Annotated in this window: 28 protein-coding genes, 1 tRNA gene and 1 pseudogene; 11 read left to right on the top strand and 19 right to left on the bottom strand. The window is 65.2% G+C overall.

Going from position 1 to position 23,691, the window contains the following annotated elements; genetic code table 11:
- Positions 1 to 33: 33 nt before the first annotated feature.
- Entirely contained in the window at positions 34 to 597 is a 564-nt protein-coding gene (locus tag C1J01_RS20485; protein ID WP_111180596.1) for a YceI family protein, read from the top strand.
- A 158-nt stretch (positions 598 to 755) separates the two neighbouring features.
- A tRNA-Ser gene (locus C1J01_RS20480) sits at positions 756 to 845 on the top strand.
- An 88-nt stretch (positions 846 to 933) separates the two neighbouring features.
- Here the strand turns inward: C1J01_RS20480 and C1J01_RS20475 are convergent.
- The 12 genes from C1J01_RS20475 to C1J01_RS20425 form a co-directional block, all read right to left on the bottom strand.
- Positions 934 to 2,283, bottom strand: a complete 1,350-nt coding sequence (locus C1J01_RS20475; protein WP_235854561.1) for a tyrosine-type recombinase/integrase — start codon at positions 2,281 to 2,283, stop codon at positions 934 to 936.
- Positions 2,283 to 2,474: a helix-turn-helix domain-containing protein gene (locus tag C1J01_RS20470; protein WP_111180595.1), complete on the bottom strand. Its 192-nt coding sequence runs from the start codon at positions 2,472 to 2,474 to the stop codon at positions 2,283 to 2,285. The genes C1J01_RS20475 and C1J01_RS20470 overlap by 1 nt, the downstream gene beginning before the upstream one ends.
- Positions 2,474 to 4,081, bottom strand: coding sequence for a replication initiator (locus C1J01_RS20465; RefSeq protein WP_111180594.1), 1,608 nt, complete (start codon positions 4,079 to 4,081; stop codon positions 2,474 to 2,476). The genes C1J01_RS20470 and C1J01_RS20465 overlap by 1 nt, the downstream gene beginning before the upstream one ends.
- Positions 4,078 to 4,281: a hypothetical protein gene (locus C1J01_RS20460; RefSeq protein ID WP_111180593.1), complete on the bottom strand. Its 204-nt coding sequence runs from the start codon at positions 4,279 to 4,281 to the stop codon at positions 4,078 to 4,080. Before C1J01_RS20460 ends, C1J01_RS20465 begins: the two co-directional genes overlap by 4 nt.
- On the bottom strand, positions 4,278 to 5,696 hold the full coding sequence (locus C1J01_RS20455) for an FtsK/SpoIIIE domain-containing protein (RefSeq protein ID WP_111180592.1): 1,419 nt from the start codon (positions 5,694 to 5,696) through the stop codon (positions 4,278 to 4,280). The genes C1J01_RS20460 and C1J01_RS20455 overlap by 4 nt, the downstream gene beginning before the upstream one ends.
- Positions 5,697 to 5,783: 87 nt before the next feature.
- Complete coding sequence (locus C1J01_RS20450; RefSeq protein ID WP_111180591.1) at positions 5,784 to 6,098, bottom strand: hypothetical protein; 315 nt, start codon at positions 6,096 to 6,098, stop codon at positions 5,784 to 5,786.
- Positions 6,095 to 6,352 (bottom strand): hypothetical protein, encoded by a 258-nt coding sequence (locus tag C1J01_RS20445; protein ID WP_146615670.1) that lies wholly within the window; start codon positions 6,350 to 6,352, stop codon positions 6,095 to 6,097. The genes C1J01_RS20450 and C1J01_RS20445 overlap by 4 nt, the downstream gene beginning before the upstream one ends.
- Complete coding sequence (locus tag C1J01_RS20440; protein ID WP_111180589.1) at positions 6,352 to 6,765, bottom strand: plasmid replication, integration and excision activator; 414 nt, start codon at positions 6,763 to 6,765, stop codon at positions 6,352 to 6,354. Before C1J01_RS20440 ends, C1J01_RS20445 begins: the two co-directional genes overlap by 1 nt.
- 122 nt (positions 6,766 to 6,887) lie before the next feature.
- Positions 6,888 to 7,604, bottom strand: coding sequence for a GntR family transcriptional regulator (locus tag C1J01_RS20435; protein WP_111180606.1), 717 nt, complete (start codon positions 7,602 to 7,604; stop codon positions 6,888 to 6,890).
- Between the two features lie 66 nt (positions 7,605 to 7,670).
- Positions 7,671 to 8,126: a hypothetical protein gene (locus C1J01_RS49195; RefSeq protein WP_146615669.1), complete on the bottom strand. Its 456-nt coding sequence runs from the start codon at positions 8,124 to 8,126 to the stop codon at positions 7,671 to 7,673.
- Positions 8,123 to 8,458: a hypothetical protein gene (locus C1J01_RS20430; protein WP_111180588.1), complete on the bottom strand. Its 336-nt coding sequence runs from the start codon at positions 8,456 to 8,458 to the stop codon at positions 8,123 to 8,125. Before C1J01_RS20430 ends, C1J01_RS49195 begins: the two co-directional genes overlap by 4 nt.
- Entirely contained in the window at positions 8,455 to 8,880 is a 426-nt protein-coding gene (locus C1J01_RS20425) for a hypothetical protein (RefSeq protein ID WP_235854558.1), read from the bottom strand. Before C1J01_RS20425 ends, C1J01_RS20430 begins: the two co-directional genes overlap by 4 nt.
- Before the next feature lie 108 nt (positions 8,881 to 8,988).
- Here C1J01_RS20425 and C1J01_RS20420 point away from each other — a divergent pair, with 108 nt between their 5' ends.
- Positions 8,989 to 10,206: an NsdA family TPR-like regulatory protein gene (locus tag C1J01_RS20420; protein WP_111180586.1), complete on the top strand. Its 1,218-nt coding sequence runs from the start codon at positions 8,989 to 8,991 to the stop codon at positions 10,204 to 10,206.
- Here the strand turns inward: C1J01_RS20420 and C1J01_RS20415 are convergent.
- Entirely contained in the window at positions 10,184 to 10,747 is a 564-nt protein-coding gene (locus tag C1J01_RS20415; RefSeq protein ID WP_111180585.1) for an NUDIX hydrolase, read from the bottom strand. The two genes, C1J01_RS20420 and C1J01_RS20415, sit on opposite strands and share 23 nt — an antisense overlap.
- 288 nt (positions 10,748 to 11,035) lie before the next feature.
- Here C1J01_RS20415 and C1J01_RS20410 point away from each other — a divergent pair, with 288 nt between their 5' ends.
- The 4 genes from C1J01_RS20410 (at position 11,036) to C1J01_RS53780 (ending at position 15,322) form a co-directional block, all read left to right on the top strand.
- Positions 11,036 to 12,184 (top strand): DUF262 domain-containing protein, encoded by a 1,149-nt coding sequence (locus tag C1J01_RS20410; RefSeq protein WP_111180584.1) that lies wholly within the window; start codon positions 11,036 to 11,038, stop codon positions 12,182 to 12,184.
- Between the two features lie 3 nt (positions 12,185 to 12,187).
- A complete protein-coding gene (locus C1J01_RS49190) occupies positions 12,188 to 12,943 on the top strand; it encodes a HEPN domain-containing protein (RefSeq protein WP_181448872.1) in 756 nt (251 codons plus the stop codon).
- A gap of 667 nt (positions 12,944 to 13,610) precedes the next feature.
- Positions 13,611 to 14,732 carry a hypothetical protein gene (locus C1J01_RS20405; protein WP_146615667.1) on the top strand — a complete coding sequence of 374 codons (1,122 nt, stop codon included), beginning with the start codon at positions 13,611 to 13,613 and terminating at the stop codon, positions 14,730 to 14,732.
- A gap of 311 nt (positions 14,733 to 15,043) precedes the next feature.
- On the top strand, positions 15,044 to 15,322 hold the full coding sequence (locus C1J01_RS53780; RefSeq protein WP_111180582.1) for an Imm8 family immunity protein: 279 nt from the start codon (positions 15,044 to 15,046) through the stop codon (positions 15,320 to 15,322).
- 698 nt (positions 15,323 to 16,020) lie between these two features.
- On the opposite strand, the gene C1J01_RS20395 is transcribed toward C1J01_RS53780, so the two are convergent.
- Entirely contained in the window at positions 16,021 to 16,845 is an 825-nt protein-coding gene (locus C1J01_RS20395) for an MBL fold metallo-hydrolase (RefSeq protein ID WP_111180581.1), read from the bottom strand.
- 47 nt (positions 16,846 to 16,892) lie between these two features.
- Between C1J01_RS20395 and C1J01_RS20390 the strand changes: the two genes are divergently transcribed.
- Positions 16,893 to 17,324 carry a MerR family transcriptional regulator gene (locus C1J01_RS20390; protein ID WP_111180580.1) on the top strand — a complete coding sequence of 144 codons (432 nt, stop codon included), beginning with the start codon at positions 16,893 to 16,895 and terminating at the stop codon, positions 17,322 to 17,324.
- A 370-nt stretch (positions 17,325 to 17,694) separates the two neighbouring features.
- Here the strand turns inward: C1J01_RS20390 and C1J01_RS20385 are convergent, their stop codons facing one another.
- On the bottom strand, positions 17,695 to 17,880 hold the full coding sequence (locus C1J01_RS20385) for a hypothetical protein (protein ID WP_111180579.1): 186 nt from the start codon (positions 17,878 to 17,880) through the stop codon (positions 17,695 to 17,697).
- Between the two features lie 148 nt (positions 17,881 to 18,028).
- Between C1J01_RS20385 and C1J01_RS20380 the strand changes: the two genes are divergently transcribed.
- Together C1J01_RS20380 and C1J01_RS20375 are read left to right on the top strand one after the other, a co-directional pair.
- Positions 18,029 to 18,502, top strand: a complete 474-nt coding sequence (locus tag C1J01_RS20380; RefSeq protein ID WP_181448870.1) for a hypothetical protein — start codon at positions 18,029 to 18,031, stop codon at positions 18,500 to 18,502.
- A gap of 318 nt (positions 18,503 to 18,820) precedes the next feature.
- Entirely contained in the window at positions 18,821 to 19,468 is a 648-nt protein-coding gene (locus tag C1J01_RS20375; protein ID WP_111180577.1) for a response regulator, read from the top strand.
- Between the two features lie 3 nt (positions 19,469 to 19,471).
- On the opposite strand, the gene C1J01_RS20370 is transcribed toward C1J01_RS20375, so the two are convergent.
- Complete coding sequence (locus C1J01_RS20370; RefSeq protein WP_235854557.1) at positions 19,472 to 20,515, bottom strand: sensor histidine kinase; 1,044 nt, start codon at positions 20,513 to 20,515, stop codon at positions 19,472 to 19,474.
- Between the two features lie 2 nt (positions 20,516 to 20,517).
- Positions 20,518 to 20,598, bottom strand: a pseudogene (locus tag C1J01_RS53775) (hypothetical protein); the annotation flags it as partial.
- A gap of 181 nt (positions 20,599 to 20,779) precedes the next feature.
- Here C1J01_RS53775 and C1J01_RS20365 point away from each other — a divergent pair.
- Positions 20,780 to 21,391 carry a hypothetical protein gene (locus C1J01_RS20365; RefSeq protein WP_111180575.1) on the top strand — a complete coding sequence of 204 codons (612 nt, stop codon included), beginning with the start codon at positions 20,780 to 20,782 and terminating at the stop codon, positions 21,389 to 21,391.
- Positions 21,392 to 21,605: 214 nt separating this feature from the next.
- On the opposite strand, the gene C1J01_RS20360 is transcribed toward C1J01_RS20365, so the two are convergent.
- A complete protein-coding gene (locus C1J01_RS20360; protein WP_111180574.1) occupies positions 21,606 to 22,949 on the bottom strand; it encodes an MFS transporter in 1,344 nt (447 codons plus the stop codon).
- A gap of 313 nt (positions 22,950 to 23,262) precedes the next feature.
- On the bottom strand, positions 23,263 to 23,691 hold a 429-nt coding region (locus tag C1J01_RS20355; protein WP_111180573.1), incomplete at its 5' end, for a DUF4870 domain-containing protein.

The raw sequence follows: 23,691 nt of genomic DNA, 5'->3' as shown, positions 1-23,691 counted from the left end.
TCCAACTGAGCCAACCTTCCCTGAGGAGAACCCATGAGCACCCGTACCTGGGAGAACCTGACCGTTCCCGCCCCCGGCACCTACGCCATCGACGCGACGCACACGCACATCGGTTTCGTCGCCAAGCACATGATGTTCACGAAGGTGCGCGGCTACTTCGGCGGCTTCAGCGGCTCGGTCACGATCGGCGAGAACCCGCTGGAGTCGAGCGCCGAGCTGACCATCCAGGCGAACACCATCGAGACCGGCATGCCGGACCGCGACAACCACCTGCGCAGCGACGACTTCCTGTCCGTCGACAAGTTCCCCGAGATCACCTTCAAGAGCACCCGCGTCGTGGGCCACTCGGGCAGCGACTTCACCGTCGTCGGCGACCTGACCATCCGCGACGTCACCAAGGAGGTCGAGCTGAACGTCGAGTACGGCGGCGTCGGCACGAACCCGTGGGGCGTCCAGGTGTGGGGCTTCTCGATCACCACGGAGATCGACCGCGAGCTGTTCGGCCTGACCTGGAACCAGGCCCTGGAGACCGGCGGCGTCCTGGTGGGCAAGAAGATCAAGATCGAGATCGAGGGCGAGGCCAACCCGGCCGCCTGAGTTATCCACAGCCGGAAAGCCCGCCCCAGCAGGGCGGGCTTTCATCCACAGGCAGTTACCCACAGACTGTTGAAGACGCCTGGCGAAGGCGGCCGGCCGATTCGCTTTGCCGCCTCGCCGGAAGGCCGGTACTCTGTCCTGAGCCACCAAGGCTTCCAGGAGGATTCGCCTAGTCAGGTCTATGGCGCCGCACTGCTAATGCGGTTTGGTCTTACCGGCCATCCGGGGTTCAAATCCCCGATCCTCCGCAGGCGAAAGGCCCTCTTCCCGAGTACGGGGAGAGGGCCTTTTTGATCTCTGCGAACATCAGGGTTGCAGTTCGGGTTGCAGTTGTCCTCAGGACGATCCCCAGAGCGCGGCGCCCATGCGGTCACTGGCGTCCTTCATCTGGAGAGTTGCCACGTGGGTGTAGCGCTCGGTGGTGGTGACCCGAGTGTGGCCGAGGATTTCCTGTACGACGCGGATGTGGACGCCCTGCTCTATCAACAGGGTCGCGGCGGTGTGCCGGGCGTCGTGGACCCGGACGTCCCTGACGCCGGCCTGCTTGAGGATGGTCTTCCACTGCTTCCAGTCCTCGGTGCGCTCGATCGGGCCGCCGAGCTTCGTTGTGAAGACCAGATCGTGATCCGTCCACTTGTCCCCAGCTCTGAGCCGTTCGGCCGCCTGGACCTTCTTGTGGGCCCGTAGGAGAGCCAGGAGCGCCGGAGGGCACTGGAGGGTGAGCTTGCCCTTGCCCTTGCGTTGCCGGAAGAGGAGACCGCCGCCTGTGCGCTTCGGGCACTTGTCGGCGTGGCTGGTGCAGTCCTTGGGGCACGGGCGCTTGCAGCAGCGGTGAGCGCGCTTCTTACAGCCCGGCTTGCAGTCGCTCTCGTGCCGGTGCTCCTTGCAGTTGCGCCTGCACGCCTTGCGGTGCCACTTCTCGCCGCAGGCGTGCGGATCATCGCAGCCGTGCTGCCATTCCGACCGCTGGATCTGAAACCACGCCCGCACCTCCCCAGTCTCCAGATCGACGTACGACCAGCGGAGTCCGAGGGCCTCGCCCTGGCGGATGCCGAGAGCCAGGGCCACCGACCACCGCGCCCCGTTCCTCTTGGTCTTGGCTACTTCGAGGATGCGTCGCGCCTCTTCCCCGGTCAGCGGTTCGATCTCCGTCGTGGTGGCGGAGGGCGCATCGATCAGCGTGGCCACGTTGCGAGCGATGCGGCCCCGGCGTACGGCGATCGTGAGAGCGCGGGACAAGATCCGGTGCACCTTGAGCACGCTGCTGGAGGACAGGCCCTCTTCCAGCATCGTTGTGTACGCGGTATCGAGGTGCTCGGGCATGAGTCGGTCCAAGCGGTGTTTGCCGAGGAGCGGCACGATCCAATTCCTCGTCTTCGACCGGTAGTCCGTCAGCGTGCGCGGCGCCATCTTGTCGGAGAGGACCAGGCGCTCACAGATCACGTCGAGGAACTCCGCCATCCACTCGGCGACAGTAGGAGCACGGCCCGCCCTGCTCACCCGGCCTGACTCGCGCTGGTTCTCCAGTTCGCGAACCTTGCGCGTCACCTCCGCCTCGGTCTTGCCCTTACGGTGCCGGCGATCAGGCGACCCATCCGGTTTGATGCCGACCGTCACCCAGCCGTGCCATTTGCCGTCCTTGCCGAGGTAGATGGACGAGCGGCCATTAGGCTTCCTTTCGGCCATCACGCCACCTCCATAGAGGCTTGAGCCTCAAGCGCGCGGGCGTAGTCCACAAGAGCGGCGGCGGGGATCAGCCGGTAGCCATTGTGCTTGATCGATCGGAGTTCACCCGACTTGATCAGTCGGAAGACGGCCGTCCGGCTCATGCCGAGGGCGGTCGCTGCGTCCTTTGGACGGTAGAACAAGGGATCCATCAGGCCGCCTCCCCTCGAATTGCCGAAAGATCTTGACCGGCCGCTCTGGCCTCCAGCTCTCTCAGGTGGGCTCGCCAGCGTTGGCGTTCGGCGACCGTGCGCAGGAGGCGTACGGCGAGGGGTGGCACGTTGGCGTCTCCGGCCGGGACCGGCTTCCAAACGTAGCGGTGTGGGTCGGTGGGTTCGTTGGCTTGGCCGAGGGCTTCCAGGGCCCAGGTGCGGCGGTCTTGCTTGTGTTCGGCGAGGGTCTTGTTGGACCACTTGCGCGAGACCAGGACGCGCCGCCCGGCGTAGCCGAGGTGGTCGGGCTTGTGGGCCTTGCCACGGCAGTGGCCTGGTTGCATGCCGGGCTTGGCTCCCTTGGGCTGGACGCCGTAGCGGAGCCAGTTCGGGCAGGTCGGTGAGCAGGGTTCGTAGCGGAGGGCGTCGAGCAGGCGGGCGGCGTGGTCGCGTTGGGCCTGGCCGCCGTCGAGGGCGTCGCCGATGGACTTGGTCAGGTACTTGGACAGGTAGCGGATGCACTGGTCGGCGTCCGGGGTGCCGGCCAGGACACCTTGGACATCGATCTGTTCGCCGAAGCGGATCACGTGGAGGGGTTCGGCGTCCTCGCCTATCGCGTCGAGGGCCTCGTCCCAGGTGGGCAGGACTTCGCCGGTAGTCGGGTCGAGGTAGCCGGTGCCGTCCTGCCAGACCGGGATGTGATCACCCTCGAAGACGACTTCGTCAGCCTGCGGCCACCAGGCCTGGTGGTAGGTGGCGGCGGCTATCTGCTTGATCTCGGCGCGCGGCAGGGTGCCCCGGATGGCCATGTGCAGATGCGGAGCCAGCCGCTTCTGAGGCTCTACCGAGGCGAAGTACTGCACGTCATAGCCCGCGACCCGGCGCAGGTTCTGCACGAAGCGATCGACGAGCTTGGAGAAGTGCAGCGCATCTCGGGCGGCGCGCCGGTAGTCGTAGGTGTCCGGGTTGATGGGGACGCCGTCGCGGACCTTCCCGTACGAAGGCAGGGTTAGCGTGACGAACAGGGACGGCCGATAGACCCTGCCGTCCGAGGCTTGGAAGGTGCGGCCCAGGGTGGTGTGGACCATCTTGCGCTTGGGCAGGTCCGGTGCGTCCTGGCGTCGCCGGGTCGAGCGGGTGCGCTTGGGAGCCGCGGATCCGGTGACTCGTCCTCTCATGCCTGCGGCGTTGATCTCGTCATCGAGGCCGGCCAGGAGCGCGTCCAGGTCGGTGGTGTCCTCGCCGGCCTGTGCGGCGGCGTCGCGCTTGGCCTGCATGTCGGCGCGGAACGCGATGAGCCAGCGCTGTTCCTCGTCCGGCTCGTCCGGCGTGATGGTGGGTTCCTCGTCCAGGTGCCAGCCCTCGCGGCACTGAGCCATGCGGAGCTGGCGGTTGCGCTTGGCGCAGGGCGGGCACTTGCTGGCCAGGGTGGAGCCGCACGGCACGTCGATGACCTCGGCCTTGCCGGTGACGATGTCGAACCGCCGTAGCGCGATGGGCCGGATGCAGACGCCGTGCTGCTTGGCGACCTCTATGAGCACGTCGCGGGCCATCGGCATGGCCTGGCGGACGGCGCGGGGCAGGGCGCGGTCGTGCGGGTGGGTCATGCGGTCCTCCCTTCGTCGGTGGTCTCGGTGATGAGGGCGCAGAGCCGGTAGTGCTCCAGGCGTGGGTGTACGTGGATTCGGGAGTGGTAGAGCTCGAAGACCCGCATCCGGGGGAGGTCGCGGGCGGTCAGCAGGACCAGCAGGGGACGGCCGGCGACGAGGCTGATCTCGTCGGCGGTGCCGTGGAAGCAGATCTTCATGCGGCCTCCCCGTACGGCGCGGCCATGGCGCGGATATCGGCGTCGGAGACGTAGGCGGCGCGGACCCGGATGGGGTCGGGGCTGGTTTCCAGCCGGACGTAGCCGACGCCCGCGCCCAGCTCCGGAACCGGCGAGATGTGGTCGGCCAGCGCGCCACGGTCGCGGGCGCCGTCGCCGAGGACCATGTCCACCTGTTCCGACTCGTCCAGCCGCAAAGCGATCTTGTCGGGGAACAGGTTGCGGATGTTCATGACCTCTTTGCGCGGGTCCTGCAACGCTGCCAGAACGCCGACGCCGACCGCGCGGCCTTGCGTGGTGAGCGTGGCCAGCGCGGCGGAGATCCGCTGCCTGAGCCCACGATCGGACTGGTACGCGGTCAGGAACGCCACCTCGTCCACCACGACCAGGACGAACGGGTCCTTGACGGTGGGGACGTGGGAGCGCTGGAGACCGGCGAACCGGGCCGCCCGCTTCTGCATGACGGACACGGCCTCTTCCAGCGCCTCGGCGCACTCCTCCGGCGTGGCCGCGTACCGTTCGCCGAACAGGTCACGCCCGTAGGACAGCTCCATCAATTTCGGGTCCAGGGCCCACAGCTCGACCAGACCGGCCCGGACGGCGGGCAGGAGAGCACGAATGACGGACCAGATGATCGACCCCTTGCCGGCCCCGGTGGCGCCCGCGACCAGGACGTGAGTGCCGTGGACCTTGAGCCGCCATGGTTGCCCGTCCTCGCTCCGGCCGATCTCGACCGGTCCCACGGTCGCCTCTTGAGGTATGGGGAGGGCGGGCATGGGTGAGGCGAGTGGATCGCTGCGCGGGAAGGTCAGGATGAGCCGCCCGGAGCTGGCGAGCGCCACCCGGCAGGACCGCGCGCCGAAGCCCTGGGCCAGGTGGTCGAGGCGGTCGGACCAGTCCTTGACCGCCTGGCCCTTGAGCATGCGTACGGTGACCAGGTCGGCCCAGGAGGTGCAGGTGACCTTGCCGAGGATGGGCAGGTAGTCGCGGCCCTTGAGGTGGCGGCCGAGGCCGGAGACGATCATGACGGGTTGCCAGTGGCGGCGGTAGATCCAGACGAACCGCCACCAGGCCAGCAGCCGGTAGCCGACGAGGCGGACGAACGATGGGCGGTCGATGAACGCCCATGAGATCAGGGCAAGGACGACCGTCCCGGACAGGGAGGCCGACGCCGGCCAGCCGTAGACGTACCAGACAGCGCCGGGAATCACCGGGACGGTGGCCGCGATGGGGTGACGCCAGGCCGTACGAACGAGTCCGGCGAGCATGCGCCAGATGAGGATGACGATGGTGAGGATGGCGGGTGTGGTGACGACGGCCGGTCGGAAGACAACGGCCGTGTCAGGCGTGGTGGAGACGAGGTTGCGCGCCTCGTCGCCAGGCAGCCGCTTGAACATAAGCTGGGAACCTCTCGTGATGTGGAGTCAGGGGAGAACCGAGGGGCCGCCGGAAGTTGCCGCTTCCAGCGGCCCCGCCTCATGAGGTCAGGCCGCCGTGTCGCTGGCGTCCTTGTTGGCCTGTTCGGCGTGGAGCTGCTCGCAGTCGGCCAGGTAGCGAGCGGCGGCGTTGAAGATCTCGCGGGCGATGGTCAGGTCGTCGTCGGTGACCGGCCCGGCTCCGGTGGTGGAGATGTGCACGTTCGCCTCGTGCGAGGTGAAGTCCAGGTAGGGGCGCGGGTTGCTGAGCAGGAGTCCAGAACGCACCTTGAGGCGCGCGGTGTGGAAGGAGACGCTGACGTGTGGCTCAGTGTCGGGTCGCATGGACAAGGTGACGTAGGTGTAGGGCCGGTGCTCGCTCATGCCACCGCCCCCGGGGTTCCGGAGTAGGTGCGCTCTAGGGAGCGGGCGAAGCGGTAAGCCTCGCGGGCGAGCTGGCGCGCGAACTCCAGGTCCTCGTCTGTAACGGGTCCGCTCGTGGTGACCAGCACCGAGGTGGCGCCGAAGTCGAGCGCCAGAACGGGCTCACACTGGGCGTACGGATGGTTGAGGGTGCGGGCGGCGTGCCCGGTGGTCAGCCGGATCACGCTCGTGCGTGGGGTACGGCGTCGGGTCATCAGGCGGCGTCCTTTCCGGCCGGAGCCTTGACCTGGGTGTGGCGGGGCGGGCGCATCTCGCGGGCCTTGATCGAGTACGCGAGACGTCCGGCCGCGTTGACGTACGGGGTGACGGTGATGCCGTCGAACTCGACCGGCGTGAACGGCAGCCCCGGCATGGACTGCGGCGGAGTCGGCTGGACCGGAGCGAGGATCTTGACTGCCAGGGTCTTCTGGGCGGGCTTGAGGGTCGGGTCACCGTCCATGACCGCGACCTGCCAGACCAGTTCGGCGGTCTGCTTGTCGCGGGCCTGCACGAACCGGCCGCCGGCGGAGGCGTCGAAGTCCTTGACGGGCTCGACCTCGCCGACGATGTAGCAGCCGTGCGGGAAGACCATGGCGTAGGTGACGGGGATGGGTCCTTGAATGGCCATGTGGTTCCTCTCGATAGCGGTGGAGAGCCCTTCGTTCGCTCATCCACTTGTCCGCATGAGTTGAGAGTAAGTGAGCGAAACTCATCCGCACAAGTGGATGAGTAGTAAGTGGCGGGTAAGAGTTAGCTCACCTTGAAGACATCTTCGAGGACGTGCAGGCTCCCCGGCAGGGCCAGGCTGACCACCATCAGCACGTTGCCGGCCGGGTCGTGCACGGTGGCCAGCACGCCGAGGACGGGGTTGGACGACCCGAGTAGGTCGGCTTCGTCCGGGGTGGGCGTGCGTGCGCTGACTCGTTCGGTGATGTGGTCGAAGCGCAGGTGCTTGACGGCCTGGAGGTGCTGGCGGATGCCGCGCCGTAGCGGCTGGGGCTTGTCCAGGTCGGTGCCGATGGCGTGTTCTAGCGGCACCCAGAATGTCTCTACCGCCGAGATCACGTCCGCCTGCCGGGCCAGGCGTCGACGCATGATTACCGGCGTTTCCTCGGCGACGCCCAGCAGCCGCGCCACATGGCGTGGAGCTGGAACACGGCCGGCCTCCACCACCGCATCAGCGCTCTCGCCCTGCTCGGTGGTCGCCTGGCTGGGGCGTACCCGCTCGGCCGCGCTCTCCGGACGGCCCTTCACGAACGAGCCGCGTCCGTGCTCGCGCTCGATCCAGCCCTGCATGGCCAGCGTCTGAAGGGCGCGCACGACCGTGGTCCGACCGACGCCCAACTCTCGGACGAGCTGGGTCTCAGACGGCAGCATGTCGCCGGGGCCGTACTCGCCCGACTCGATACGGTCCTGAATGGCCCGCATCACCTGGGCGTATTTCGGTGGCGCGAAGTCCATGCTCATCTCAACCACTCTTCCGCTCGTCCGCACAAGCACAGTACCGGCTGAGGATGTGCTTGTCAGGCCCCTTCAGGGTGCGGGCACTGTCCCCTCCGTGAGGAGCGCGAGGCATTCCGAGCACGCACGGGGAGTCGTAGGGGAGAAAGCCAGCGACCAGCCGCAGAAGGGCAGCGGCTTGACCGGCGCAGAACAAATGGCGACCTTCGTTCCCGGCGCGACCGCGTGATACTTCAGGACGCGGCGCTTCTTCGAAAAGCCGACTACGTACGCCGGGGGCTTGGACGCACCTACCGGCTTGTGCAGCTCAAGGTCATCCCAGGCCACGACCCAACGCCGTACACCGTGGGGGAGGTCGTACTCGTTGTTGTCAAGCCTCAGGAGAGCGGCGCCACCGTTGCGCAGCACCGCCACCACCAGCCCTTCGCAGCCGATCAGCTTGGATCGATGGGCGCACGTGGAAGCGGGGCTATGGTCCATCCTCACGATCGTCGCCTGGCACCCGACGCGGCTCCATGCCTTGCTCATTGAGGCTCCGCCGTATGCGGCTGAGGTGGGCGCCTCTCGGCGTCCTGCTGGGCGCGCAACTCCTCGTACCGCATGACGATGCGTCGAGCCGCCCGGTACGGATCAGTCGTCGGGTGCCAGGCGTAGATGTTCCGTCGGCGCTCGGCATTCCACCCGGTGCGCCACCAAAAGCGCTCGCCATCGCACCACACCACTAGGCTGACCCAGACCGACACCAATGCCAGGCCGTAACCGTCGTGAACATCGGCGTCGATTCCGTCGTGCCGCAAAGCTTGCTGAAGCAGCGTGGCCGACCGGCAGGAATCGGTATGGATCAGCGTGGGCGCGTTCATGGCGCGGTCCGCTCGAATAGCACGGAACCCGCCGGGTCCAGATACGCCCGGAAGATTTGGCGACTTGACCAACCGTCCGAACTTGCGCCGAAGTCAAAGACCTTGTGCACGATGCTGCCTCGGACAGGGGTGCCGACCGGCATGTTCCGCATCGCCTTGCGCAGCTCATCCATGGCGGTGGCCTGGAACAGGGAGGACCCGCACGGTCCCAGGGCGTCGCCCTGCTCGGAGGGGATCCGCACCTCCCACTCGAAGCGCTCCTGCGGCGTCTCGGTCGGCCCCGCACAATGCAGGCAGTCCTCTTGGGCGGATGCCGCCAGGCCCAGCCCCGAAGCCGTCACGTGGCCGCGCCGGGTGACGATCTTCCAGCCCCGTCCCTCGCACTCTGTGCATCTGACTGGCGTTGTCATGCCGGACAGCATGATTGCCGATGTTTTTCTTACCTATCCCACGCTGATATACGACGATGGGATATAGGCTCCGCCACACGGCAATGCACTATCCGGGCAGGAAGAATCCGGAGGTCAGCAATGCAAAATGGCGCGTTCGACCCCATTGAGCTACCCGCCGTCGTCTGGGAACAGGAACAGACACGGCGCATTCTCAGAGAACGCGACATTGCCGGACTTTTCGGTCTTGCGGTGAAATACGGCGCCAGCCAGGTCCGTATCGGCACCGCCACCGGCCTCGGCCAGCCTCGCGTCAACGCCATCCTGCGCGGCAACGGCACGATCAAAGAACTCGCCGTCATCGAACGCATCGCCGCCGGCCTCCGCCTGCCCGACCACGCCCGCATGATCCTCGGCCTGGCCCCGCTCGACATCGCCTCACCCACCGGTGACCACGACGACGAGCATGAGGAGCAGACCACCGAACTCATCAACCGCCTGGACGCCGCCGCAGTGGTCGACGCCACGACGGTCATGATCCTGCGTACCGACACCAACAACCTGCGCCTGCTGGACCGCCGCCTCGGAGGCCCGGCCATCGCCGACAAGATGCACGCCCAGATGGCCCAGATCGAACGCGCCCACCGCCACGCCATACGCCCCGGCCTCCGCGCCCAACTGGCACACCTGCTGGCCGAGACCGCGTCACTCGCAGGATGGCAGGCCATCAACACCCTGGCGCTGAACGACGCCTGGACCCACTACGAACGCGCCAAGGCCGCCGCACTCGAAGCCGACGACCCGGCCCTGCTGGCCTACGTCTCCGGCGAACAGGCATACGTCCTCATGGAAGTCGGCCGCCCCGCCGAAGCCACCGAACTCCTCCAACACATCCACAACCAGCACCGCGCCAAAGCGCCGGCCCGCCTCCGTACCTGGCTGTCGGCAGCTGAGGCAGAGGCCGCGGCCGTCCTCGGCGACCAGATCACCTGCCGCGCCGCTCTCGACCAGGCCACCGCCCTACTCCCCGAGGGCGATGCAGACCCGGACATGCCGTACCTATCCATCAACGCCCACCACATGGCCCGCTGGCGCGGCAACTGCCTCGTACGCTTCGGAGACCCCGACACCGCCGAAGACCTCCGCTCAGCCCTGGCTGGCATGGACGGCACCTACAACAGAGCCGAATCCGGCGTCCGCTGCGACCTCGCCCACGCTCTGCTGGCCGCCGGCGACCCCGAAGCCGCCCAGCCCCACATCCAGCGTGCCCAGCAGCTCGCCATCATGACTGGAAGCCGCAGACAACGCCGCCGCATCGACGACCTCTCGAAAGCCGTCAACCACGCCCTCGGCCGCTGAGCCACACCTGAGCCTGAAGCAACCCAATCAACGTCCCAGACGTCCAGATGTCCCCGCGAGCAATCATCCCGGGAATCTCCGCCATGGGAACCCACTCGATCCGGTCGGCCTCCACCTCACCCTCAGGCTTGCCCACCAGCTCGGCCCCACGCGCCACGAACAGCAGGTGCTCCGCATCCACCATGCCAGCCATCGGCTGATAGCTCACCAGATGCCGAACATTTTTCGGCCGATACCCAGTCTCCTCCTCGACCTCCCGGGCGGCGGTCACGATCGGATCCTCACCATTCTCAACCAACCCACCAGGAAGCTCCCACCCCCACCGATCGAACACGAACCGATGCCGCCACATCAGCAACACGCGGTCTTGCTCGTCCAGCACAACCGTGATCGCCGCCCGATCCAGATGCACCACGTGATGCTCGAACCGCTCCCCACCCGGAATTTCGACATCGGCGAGCCCCAGTCGGATCCAGCGGTTGTCATAGACCAGCCGCTCCCCATGCACAACCCAGCGCGTCAGCTCAGCGTCACTACCCACACGGTGAAGTTACCGCCTTGACCATGCGGCGTACATGGTTTCCCTGAGAGCACGCGGCGTAGCCCCTGAAGGTAGCCGGTATCTGGCCCTCAGGATGAGGCTCGTTAGAACAAACACCGGGCCACTTATTCGATACTACACCTTCTCCCAATACATGTACCTCGGTATGATGCCTTGAAGCGGTTTTCAGAGTAGCTTGAGCTCTGCTCGCCCGTACAGCTATTTCCGAATAGTGAACGCTGAATACCCACTTCTGGATCAAATCGGAAGATACGACGGAGGTACAACATGAGTCGCGAGAATGAGCGAGATATTGAGGAGACCGCCGAGGAGTTGGATTCGGACTCCCGGTCGGCGGAGGAAAAGCAGGTAGTGAGAAGGAGATGGGAGCAAGCGCGTAGAGAGATCTTCACGAACGTAATCGATTACACGGTTGACTCAATCGTGCGGCTCGTGGACGAGAGGAATCTCGACTTGAATACGCCTTATCAGAGGCGTGACCGCTGGGACATAGGCCGCAAATCTCGGCTCGTAGAGTCTCTTCTGCTGTCTATTCCTATACCTCCAGTCTATCTCAATGAAGAAGGGGATTATACGTTTCAAATTATCGATGGAAAACAGAGGCTAGCAGCGATATATGAGTTCGCGAAAGGCGAATATGCGCTGCGTAACTTGAGTGTTTTCTATGAAGCCGAAGGGCTAACATTTGGGCAGTTGGATCCTATTCTACAGCGATCACTCATAAGCAGGGCCGGCGTTCGGGCGGTGATAATTTTGAACGCCTCGGACCCGACAATTCAATACGAGCTGTTTCATCGGTTGAACGCGGGAGGCGTGGCGCTGAACGCTCAGGAACTGCGGCACGGTATCTACCGTGGACCGCTGGATGATCTCATCATGGAACTATCCGAACATCCAAAGTTCCGTGAAGCGCTCGGGATAGGTGCAAAGAGTCATAGCTCCGCTATGTGGCGGGAAATGAGAGATGCCGAGTTGGTCCTAAGATTCTTTGTTTTGCGAGAACACGGGATGTACCCGCTGGCCTCGGCCTCCAATTCACTCACTGAATACATGCGCGACAATAGTTATCTCAGCGCGGTGGAACTGACCAATATGAGGCAAGAGTTCCTCGATGCTCTAGATAAAGCTATCCTTGCCTTCGGCCCCTTGCTTTTTCGTCGATGGAATACAGTTGCGGAAAGGGAGTCGACGCAAATCTCGCTCGCTGTGTATGAAGCGCAGATGCTAGCAGTAAAAGACTTTGATTATGAAGATATAGCTGGGCATGCACAAGCAATACAAGAAGGGCTGCGAGACATGTTCAGGAATTTCGATTTCGCTAGTTCGATGTCCCCTGCAACGATGAACTCTCCTGCCGCGCTCAAACATAGGGTAGCTAGAATTCGAGACGTGATTCGCAGAGCGCTGGGGCAGTGAGGCATGCCTCGGAAGAAGTTCACACATCAGCTTAAGGACGTTGCTGAATTACTAAGCGTAGCCGACGCAGTTGTCGACAGAGATCCGTCACTCACTTACTTCAGACAGTCAATAACCTACCAACCGTTCGTCTCCGGGGCTGTTGTCTTACTGTGTGCACGATTCGAGGAATTTTTGCGGGATGTCGTGACATATGCTCTAGATCAATATGCTAGCTCAAGTCCGCAGATTCTCCTTAGCGAATTGCCTGAAGAACTCCAATTGCATATCGTTCAGCAGAACATAAATGTCGCCCTGCAGAATAAGAGACATGGAGTCAGCAGAGATAATTCTGTTCGACTGGCCGAGACATTGATGATCGCACGGCACTATGTTGCGGATCGCATTTGGAGTGACCACGCAATTGATACAGGAGGAAATCCGGGGCCTGATACAGTCAAAGATCTTTTGAGGCTTGTCGGTATCAAGGATCCATGGAAAAGGATTAATCAGGAATTTTCGTCTACCTTTGCCGCTCCAGAAATTCCCGGACTGCCTGGGCGAGTGATTCGTAGTCCTCGTGAAGAACTAGCCCGAATCGTGAGAGCCCGGAATTCGATTGCTCATAGTGGAGCAGGGGTTTCCCTGTCTTCAGCGGAAGTAAGGCTGGACATGCATTTTCTGATGCATTTGTCCGGGATTATATATGACCAGCTTCGTAGCGAGGTGACCGCCTATGCCATCAGCCTTGGAAGAACACCGGCGCCATGGAATCAGTGATAGAGAAGCGCAGGTATGGGCGAGTGGTGTGGGCTGTCACTGCATTGCTTATTATTTGAAATCTGGAATTGTTGAGGCGGTGCCTTAGATGCGTCCTTTTTCGCGAAGGTTCGTCGTCGGAAGGGCACGTGAGTTGAATGCGGCTCGAAAAGGCGTATCCAGATCACTGCCGAATAGCCCTAGTAAGGATCAAGCGGCGGCGCGCCGCACCGCCGTACCCCCCCGGCCCTCCGCCCGCCCGCCGTCCGGGCGTGCGGCCTGGGGGCCGGTCCCGAACGGCGGCGGGACACCGGGCCGGCCACCGCACGCCGACCCCGCCGTACGAACCGAACCCACCGGCCGGGGTTGCCACGCCGCCGCACAGATGCAGCCCTTACGATCGCCACTGCATGGCTGGACGTCGTACGTGGCCGGGGACGATCGGAGGTCCAGGGCTTCGTTCCTCAGCCCTGCCCCACCGGGCACCGTGACTGATGGCCTCTGAGTTGCGGGTGCATCGGCGTGGTGCTCCGCGCCCCCTCGCGGTCCGTCGCCCGCTGGCGGCCGGGCACATGGGGCCGGCCCCGGCCGCCGGTAGCTGGGCTGGCAAGGGCATTGGTACTAGTTGCTATCGCGAGCGATTTGAAGTTGGCATAGCGGGACAACCCAAAGGCCTACACTGGAGTCCGTGGATATTCGGCAGAGGGTCATCCAGCAGGGCATAGCGAACGACACGGCCTGGGTTGGTCGACTAGCTGCTGACTTCCGTCACCCTAGTCGCGCTGAATGCGTCGGACTATTCTCCCTCTGCGTGATGCCGTACATCGCACTTTTTGTTCACGAGTCGTATGCGAAGCTAGCCAAGACTGACCCGATGATTGCGGCGCATGTGTCAGCTGACTTCAAGGAGATCGTGGCGCGTTCCCGCCACAGTCTGAAGCTTTTCGAGGACACCAAACGTGGCATTGACGGGCAGCTCGACTACTTCCGCGACGAGATCCTTGCGACGCACACTGAGCATTTCACTGGTAATACGCCACGGCTGTTCCGATTCCTCGAGACCGACCTCGGCCTGTTTTCTTACGCTACGCGACTTATTTCGACGACTCACGCCGCAAACTTCCATCTCGGCCTGTCGCCACGTGACACGCTGGCAATGACGGGTCAAGAGATGAGGGCATTTTCCCAGCAGTACGGCCGTTACTTTGGATGGCTGGGCGCTCAGATTCCTGCCGAGGGCGGGGGTACATTCTTTAGTCAGATCGACCCACGGCAAATGGGTAGGATTGGCGACGACGTTCGTTCCGCCGAATATTACAGCCGAGGTTTCGATGGCCCTGGTAGTCAGGATCTCAACGCTCTTCTAACGGTGTTTCGTTGCATGGCTAACTTCGTAAACGCAGTCATCCCATCGCCTGACGCTAATGGAAAATATGATTATACGGAGTTTAAAATCAGGTTCCTGACCCTTTATCAGGTTCTTGGGAGTCTGCAAATCCTGCGCCTCGACGAGAGGTACTCGCTTACGCCTCGGTCGACCCGGGTCCTGCAGGAAATTCTCGACACATCTGCCGCGCAGACGATAATGGATCGAAGTGCCAAGCCTTTCCGTAACACCCTGATGCATTACAACCTTGACTCACGCATCGACCTATCGAAGGTCGACCTCAATGACCCGGTGTTTGGCCTTGCGCCGGTCTACTTTCCCTCCTGCAAAGACCTCGCCAATTTGAACGAGCTCGTCGAACAGGTGCTGGCAAGCACCACGGAGGCCATGGACGAGTGGGCCAGACCAGGAGGCTCCACGTAATACTCCTGCTGTGTGGCATTGCTATCGGTGTGGCCAGAGAACGCTGCCGCGCTGCTACGTAGGGAGCCGTGCCCGTTAGATCGGCGATCAGCGGGTGCAAGCGGGGATCCGTGGTGGCTCAACCGCCGTAGGCTCAGTTCAACGTTCTCCAAGTTCAAAGTTTGTGTTCTCGGGAGGTTTCCCAAGCTGGCAGCCCCGCTCATAGCTTCACCCTGTTGCGCGCGATCATTGGGCGATGAGAGCGCAAGTGCCGGCCTTCCGACGGCCAGACCTCGAACTCGAACTCGAACGAAGCATCGACTACTCTGCCTATGCCTGTGAGCTGCTGGAGATGTACGTCGGCCCCAGGGAGAGCCGGGCGAGGAACGGTTCCAGCTCACCGTCTCAACCCATCGGCCCTCGCCGATCAACTGCGACGGCATCCCTTTTCCATCGGCCGCCATTGGCTCTTTGTACCCGAGCTGCGTCCCGCCGAGGTGGCCAAGTGGCTGAGCGACCAGATAGCAGTGCTGGAGGCTCCGACGTGGACTGAACTCGCCGAGAAGATTGGCCGGGTCGGAGAGTGGGAGTTCGAAGACTACGACGGTTGACGCCCTTGGGCCGGGTTGCAGTTCGGGTTGCGGTTCACTGCTATCCCATGCCGTTCCAGATGGACCAGTCAAGCGCGTTGGTCCAGGTGGAGCCGATCGGAACGGTCGAGCTCCGAGCTGCTAATGCGGTTTGGTCTTACCGGCCATCCGGGGTTCAAATCCCCGATCCTCCGCAGGCGAAAGGCCCTCTTCCCGAGTACGGGGAGAGGGCCTTTCTGATCTTCCGAGGCGTCATAGCTGCCACGGCTGCGGATTTCCCAGGGGCGGAGGCCGGTGGTTTCCCCGCATAGGCCCTTGTCCAGCATCGTCATGTAAGAGGTGTCGGCCCTGCGCCTGCCGGCGCGCGCCGGGCTGCGGCCTGGGGCCGGTCCCGGGGCGCGCAGGACTCTGTGCCGTTATCGCACGCCCGCCGCGCCGCACCTGCGCCACCCGCCGGCCTCTGGTCGCGCCGCCTCCGCAATGCAACATGGTGATCGCCACAGGGTGGCAGATGTCAGTCGTGGTCGGGGGTGATCGAAGAGCCAGGGTGAGGAACGAATCCTGGCTCACCCGGAAACGGGGCTGACCGCTGCGCCGCATGCGTCGATTCGCCTAGTCCGTAGGCCCAGTGGCAGGGATCAGGCCACGTGATCAAGCGTTGCTCTGGTGGTGACGCTTCGTCTCAGGCAACAGATCCGGTTGGCGGTGGTCCTGTGAATCTACTGCAGCACCATGGGTTGCCCGGGATGAAGGTAGTGATGGAGTTCCCAGGGGTCGTGGGCGCTGAAGATCGACACCTGGTCGCCGTGGCGGCGGAGGAGTTCGCGTAGCCGAGCCTGAGTGCCGAGTCTGAGATCGTGGTGAACTTCTGAGCTGGTTTGCACTAGGTCCAGGAGCGGGTGTGGGTGGGGGTCGTCATCGAGTTCCCGATGGTAGTAGTAGGCGTCACCGCAGTGCAGGAGCCAGCGGTCGCCGTCGTGGACCGCCACGCCGGTGTGGCCGGCGGTGTGGCCGCCGAGCGGGACCAGGCGGATCTGCGGCGGAAGGCCCTGGGGCTGCAGGGAGGCGAAGCCGAACCAGTCCTCGCCGGAGCCGGTGGAATAGGTCACCCAGTTCGGGTGGTGCGCCCAATGGGCCGGGCGGTAGCGGAAGCTGGGCGCCTGACCGGTCGCGGCATCGAGTTCGGCCGCCATGACGTGGACCTGGGCGGCGGGGAAGTCCGGCAGGCCACCGCAGTGGTCCACATCGAGGTGCGTCACGATGATGTGGCGTACATCGCCGGGGTTGTACCCGAGCCGGGCGATCTGGCGAATGGCGGTTTCCTGCTCGTCCAGCACGGGCTGGGCCATCTCGACCCAGTCGGCGCCGAGGGTGTGGCCGGGGTTGCGTACATCGTCCAGGCCGAGACCGGTTTCGATGAGGACCAGTCCTTCGGAGCCGGTCTCGACCAGCAGGCAGTGGTTGACGGCGCGCGCGGAGGGCGGGCCCGGGTAGGTGGCTTCGAGCTGCCGTATGGACCCGCAGTTGAGGTGATGGATCTGCATGGCGGCTAGCCTGCTAGTTGAAGCATGGTTCAAGTCAAGGAGGCATTGTGGGCGAGCAGCTGCTGGACATCGCAGAGGTGGCCGAGCGCTCCGGATTGGCGGCGTCGGCGCTGCGGTTCTATGAGAAGCGGGGCCTCGTCGCCTCGGCGGGCCGCAACGGGTTGCGCCGGACCTACCACCCAGAGGTCCTCGATCACCTTGCTTTCATCACCTGCGCACGCGGCGCCGGGTTCACCATCGCCGAGATCGCCGGATTCCTGCGAGCAACCCCCGGCGACCTGGAGCTACGCACCCGCATGATGCGCAAGGCCGAGGCGCTGGAGGAGGACATCGCCCGCCTGATCCGCATGCGCGACGGCCTCCGCCACGCCTCGACCTGCACGTACGAGCCGCTCGTGGAGTGCCCCGACTTCAAGCACACCTTCCGGCCCGGCATCACTCCCGACCCCCTGGGACCGGTCCCTGTAGATCAGGCTTGATCCCGACCCACCCTGTTCTCGCAGAGAAGAGCAGCACGGCGAACGACGACCGCCGAGGTGTCATGGTCGCAACCGCTACGGATTCCAGAGGGCGGAGAGGAGCCGTTCGCCCGCATCGGGCCGACTTTCTGATCTTCCGACGGGCGGAGTACAACGGCTGAGGACTTCCTCAGAGAGCGAAGGCCAGCCGTTCCCCCGCATCGCGCATCGGCGGTGTGGATGCGTGAGCGTAGCGCTCGGGTGGTCGTCACACGGGTGTGGCCGAGAACCTGCTGTACGACGCGGATGTTCACACCCGTCTACTGCAGGCCATATTGTTGTTCTTTGCCATCCGAGCACGTTGCCTGTGCTGCATATTGTTCAGGAGGTCCTAGTACGCGTCCTGAGGAGTGTCGCCGCCTCCGATCTCTCCCTTGCGCTCCGCGAAGAAGTGGGCGCACTCGACATCCCCGCCGTACCAGTCGGGTGGTAGCTCATCCGGGTTCATCGGGAAGGCGACCCAAACGCCCGGCTCATAGATACCGCCATACCGTGACATCACGATGGTGACTCGCATCTATGAATGTTGCCGTTCCTCTTGCCCGAGTCGCTAGCCATTATCTCCATGCCGTCGTCGTCACTCAGGGCGCCGCTGTTCAGCTCCGGCAAGTCGGCTAGACGAATTTTGGCTACCGTTCTAGACGGTAGGTGCTGTGGTGTCTAGGTTGAAGATCATGGAGCTGATGAACCACGACTTGATCTTCCACCAGCCCGACCTCGTCCCCCCAAGCGACGACGACGTCGCCGAAGCCGTCACATACTTCGCCACCGCCACACGTACCGGAAAGCAGTGGGCCGCCACCGCCGAACTACCTGGCGGGCGCATCGTCCAGTCCCAGGGCACGAGCTGGGCAGATGTCAAGCGCAATGTCTGCCAGCTGATCTTCGACGCTCTCCGGGACGAGCCCGAAGTGATCGGCGTTCACGTTGCTCCCGCCGACTCTGAGGCCAAAGCCGCGCTCGCGGCTGTCGTCGAGGCACGCCAGGCGCGTGTCCTCGCCGAGCAGGCCGAGCGCGATGCCGTCCGCCATGCCGCTCGTCTGCTCACCGCCCAAGGGTGGACCACCCGCGACGTGGGTAGCGCAATGCGCCTGTCCCACCAGCGCATCTCCCAGATCCTCAAGGAATCGAGCGTGTAGCGAGGAGGCCCTCTCTCGGAGTCTGAGGGAGGGCCTCTTGATCTTCAAGCGCGTCCCACAGGGCGGAGGTGAGCCGCTCACCTATAGGTAGCAGCTTGCTGTGCCTTTTCGGTCGTCGATCTCACGACATTTCCCCGCTGTTGGCCCTAGGGTCTGGGGGCGTGGAGGTGGCCGAGTGGGCGGGGGTTGTTCTGCTGGGGCCCGTGGATCATCGATTCCTGCGTGATGCCCCGGGTGTCGGCGTACCGAAGCGCTTGACGGTGTGTTCGTGGTGTCGGGCCCGGACGGTGGGGCGGCGATCGTGGAGGTGAGGCTTTCGTGCGGATTGTGATCGCTGAGGACGATCCTCTGCTGCGCGAGGGGCTGGCGCTGTTGCTGCGGGCTGAGGGGCTCGACGTGGTGGCCACCGCGCCTGATGCCGACGCCTTTCTCGAGGCCGTGGACGCGCACCGGCCGGATGTCGCCATCGTGGACGTACGCATGCCGCCGACCCACACCAACGAGGGGATCGTGGCGGCCGTCGAGGCGCGGCGGCGGCTGCCCGGGCTGGCCGTGCTCGTGTTGTCGGCCTACGTCGAGCAGGCGTTCGCCACCGACCTGCTCGCCTACGGCAGCTCCCGCCTCGGTTACCTGCTCAAGGAGCGGGTCGGCCGGGTGCAGGAGTTCCTGACCGCGCTGCACCGGTTGGCGGCGGGCGGCACCGCCATCGACCCCGAGGTGGTCGCGCAGCTCCTGACCCGCAGCCGGCCCGACGACCGGCTGGAACGGCTCAGCCCGCGCGAGCGCGACGTGCTGGCCCTGATGGCGGAGGGGCTGGACAACTCCGCCATCGCCGAGCGGCTCGTCGTCAGCGACGGCGCGGTCCACAAGCACATCCGCAACATCTTCGCCAAGCTCGACCTGGCGCCCGCCGACGGCACCCATCGGCGGGTGGCCGCCGTGCTGCAGTACCTCGAGAGCGCCTGATCCCTACATTTCAAAGGGCAAAGTCACGTTGAGGGTGGTCGGCCCGCCGGCGGGACTGGTCATCGTGAACGACCCGTCGTGCGCCTCGACCCGCCGGCGGATGCCGACGATCCCGGATCCGCTCTCGTCCGCCCCGCCCTGTCCGTCGTCCATGACCTCCAGGAGCAGCCGGTCATCGAGGCGGCGTACGCTGACGACGGCGTGCCGGGCGCCACTGTGCTTGGCGATGTTGGTGAGCGCCTCGGCCACCACGAAGTAGGCGGTGGCCTCGACGGAGGCGGCGGCCCTGATCGGCAGGTCGGCGTCGATCCTGCACGGCACCGGGCAGGTCGCGGCCAGGCCGGCGAGCGCGTCGGCGAGGCTCTTGTCGGTCAGGACGGGCGGCAGGATGGAGCGTACGACGCCCCGGAGCTCACTGAGCGCCTGCTCGGCGGCGCTCTGCGCCCGTTCCAGTGACGCCTTGGCGGTGCCGGGATCGCGTTCCAGCGCCCGTATCGCCGCCCCGAGCAGCACGTTGACGGCGACGAGCCGGTTCTGCGTGCCGTCGTGCAGCGAGCGTTCGATGCGGCGCAGTTCGGCGGCGTGTGCGTCGAGCACGGCGGCGCGCGTCGCGGTCAGCTGCGCGACGCGCAGGCTCAGGTCGGCGTCGGAGCCGGGGCGCAGGAGGCGCCGGCCGGACCAGGCCTGCAGCCTGGCCATCCTGGGTGCGAGGAGCAGGGTGAGGGCGATCTCGATCGGGGCCAGCGCGGCGACGGCGAGGGCGCCGGAGGTGTCCCTGACCTCCCACATGCCGTACGCCGCAGTCGCGGCCTCCTCCGGCGGCAACAGCCACCACCACAACGCGAAGGTCGCGTCCTGCACCGCGTGGATCGGGAGGCTGAGGGCGACCATGCCCAGCAACAGCCCGGCGGAGGCGTGGGCGACCACCCAGGCCAGCTCGCGCCGTACCGCCGGGTCGGCGAGGGCGGCGCGCAGCCCGGCCGGCGGCGGCGACGCTGATCGTAACGGTCGACGATGGCTCCGGCGAACAACCCGAACATCAACCACGGGCTCTGCCCGGCGATGGCCACGCCGGCCACCACGACGGGATCGGAACTCATGGCGGTCGCCAACAACGGCAGGGCCGCCATGCGAATTCCGTCGCCGAGGTTGGACAACGCCGTCGCCAACCACAGCCGGTTGTACGCCGGTCCTAAAGATGTCAAAGCCATAATCGTCCTCCGGCTCCTGATCCTTTCAGCAGGCTCATGAAATGATCAAGGGCGGTCCGGTGTGGTGGCTTTTTCGTGTGTAAGAAAGGACGCGGTGCCGATGAGTTCACGGCAGCATCTGTACGACCTGCTCGAATCACACTGGCCGGCGATCGCTGACGGATTAGCGGCCGTGTGGAGCGAAGGAGCCGGCGTAGGCGAGGTCGCCCGCCGGCTCGGCGCCGATCCCGACAGCGCGACCGAGGTGACGCTCGCTGATCTCTCTGTGGGATTCGACGGCGAGAACATACCTGGCGACTACGACGGCATTCTGCTCGTCGGCGAGTTCGCTGAGCGCGGTGCGTGGACGTTGACGCTGCAGATTCAGTGGTCGGATGTAGTGGAGCCCTGGGCCTTGGAATCCCTGTCGCGGGACGGAGGCCGGGCCGTAGGCGTCAGTTGGAGAGGCGGCACCGGATACCGCATTTATTACGCGCAGGACGGGGAGGTCATGGCGAATTCCTCCATGACGATGATTCCTGCCATCCTCGCCGCCTATGGCGAAGGGCTTGAGCCGGAGCCGGACTGGGAGATTCCGGGGACTCAAGGCTGCCCCATCGCGCAGATGGTCACGACGAGCCTCGTCATCATCGGGCGAGTCACGGGAGAGGAGATCAGTGCCGAATGGCTGCGAACTCCGCATACGCGTTATCTCATCCCGGGAAACGCGTGACCTCTTCGCGGCCGGGCACGATCCCACGGCGAATTCCCCGCTGCTGAAGGCCGCCCTGCCGACGTGACGCCGGCATCGGCGTGGCCGACGTACTGGAGTATCTGAAGCACGCGAGTTGGAGACGGTCCTCCTCCTGCGACCACCCGCCGGAACGGCACGCGCCGCTGAGCCGCCACGCCCGCTGAAGATGGCGGTACGTGGCGGCGTGCGAGCCCTACTCGGCTTGTCCGTGCACTTCCGCGGCGGCCGGTGCGCGCTGAATGACCAGGGCGCCGATGATCAGTCCGGCGACGGCGAGCACCGTGGCGATCAGGAACGGGTCTGCAGAATGCACGGCGGGAGCGAACCCGATCCCCACATAGACCGCTACGCCGCCGGCACCGCCGAGTTGGTCGGCTGCTCGCTGGACCCCTGAGGCGATTCCGGCGTCCTCGTCGGTCACGCCGCTGACCGCGATGTACTGCAGCCCTACGAGACCGAAGCCCATCCCGGCGGCGATCAGCAGCATCGCAGGGATCAGCCAGGGCGCTCCGGCATCGAGGGCGGCGACGAGTGCGATCGCGGTCATCGCGCCCGCAGCGAAGCCGAGGCCGGCCAGGACACACGCGCGTGCTCCCCACCTGCCGAGCAGCCGGGGCACGAGCATGGAGGCTACGACCAGCGCGACGGCCAGTGGCAGCATCGTGAATCCGGCTCCCAACGGGCCGATCCGGAGGTGGTCCTGCAGGTAGAACGTGAACAGCAGGAACGAGGTCGACAGCGCCCCGCTGAGCAGCATCGTCGTCAGGTTCGCGGTCACGCGAGCGCGGTTGGCGAAGAAGCTCAGCGGCACCAGCGGATTCGGCGAGCGGGCTTCGACACGTACGAACCCGGCACCAGCCAGTACCGCGCCGGCCAGCGCCGCCAGACTCACCCAGTAGCTCGTGCCGGGTTCGCCGGCCTCGACCACGCCGTAGGTGAACAGCAGCGGGCACGAGGTCAGCAGAAGCGCGCCTGGGAGGTCCAGCCGGACTGATCCGCGCGGAGCGGGTCGGTCGGCCTCGACGAGGACGAGGGCGGCCGTGATCACGACCAGGATGAACGGCACCGAGATCAGGAAGATCCATCGCCAGCCCAGGTGGGCGGTGATGATTCCCGACAGGACGAAACCGAGCACCAGCCCGCAACTGGCTACCGCGGCCCATACGCTCAGGGCCCGTGACCTGCGCGGTCCCTCGGGGAACAGCAACACGATGGTGGCCATCGCGGCCGGCAGGGCGATGGCCTCACCGGCGCCCTGCAGGAGACGCGCCATCACCAGGACCGCGAACGAGGGGGCCAGCCCCGCCAACAGGGACGCTGCGCCGAACAGAGTGGTTCCGGCCAGTAGCACGCGACGGCGACCCAGCAGATCGCCAAGGCGGCCGCCGAGCATCAGCAGCCCGCCGCCGGTGATGGTGTAGCCGACCACGATCCAGGTCAGAGAGTGGCCACCGACGCCGAGGTCCGCGCCGATCGAGGGCAAGGCGATGTTGACCACGGTCACGTCGACCGCGATGAGGAACTGCAGCATCGACATCGCGCACAACACGAGCCATGCGCGCGTCGGAGACGGGCTTTGCCCGTGTGAAGAATGAATGCCTGAAAGCATCAAAGTGCTCCGTTGCTCAGAAAGGCTTCTGAGCAGCACTGAAGTGCCGCCCCGGATTGATCACGAAGCGGCTGGACGTCTCAGGTGGATGGTCCTGTGACTCGAACGTCCCGCCGCTAGCGGGACGTCCTGGTCACTGCCGCGCAAGCGGCCGAGCTGGAAGCGCCAGACATGCGCTGAACCCTACCAGCGAGCCCCTTTGGCTCCTTGGCGCCATCGATGGAACTGGGCCGCCCTGGTTTCATCGCAGGAACGGGATGGCGACGGGGCAGTGGTACGGCAGTCCGCGGTTGGCGGTGGTGGCGGCGAGGATGCGGAAGACGGTCGCCGCGATCCAGATGACCAGGGCGAGGGGGATGGCGAGCAGGACGCCGATTCCTCCGGTGGTGGAGACGGCCATGGCGATGACGGCGGCCGCGATGAGCTCGGTGAAGGCGAGGTTGAGCGACTGGCGGGCGTGACGCCGGACGAAGGGGTCTGCGCCGCTGGGGCCGTTCAGGATGACCAGGGGCGGGATCCAGAGCAGGAGCGAGCTGACGCCGCAGGTGAGCAGGCCGCCGACGTCCAGGAGCAGGGCGCCGAGGTGGGTCCACATGGCCGTGCTGCGGGCGTGGTCGGAAGGGACCCCGGTGTTGCGGGCGTGGCCGGAAGGGGGTGCCGTGTTGCGGGC

Origin of the sequence: Nonomuraea aridisoli (genome assembly GCF_003236395.1) — a bacterium.
GTDB lineage: Bacteria > Actinomycetota > Actinomycetes > Streptosporangiales > Streptosporangiaceae > Nonomuraea > Nonomuraea aridisoli.
This window is presented reverse-complemented; position numbering and strand designations above follow the sequence as displayed.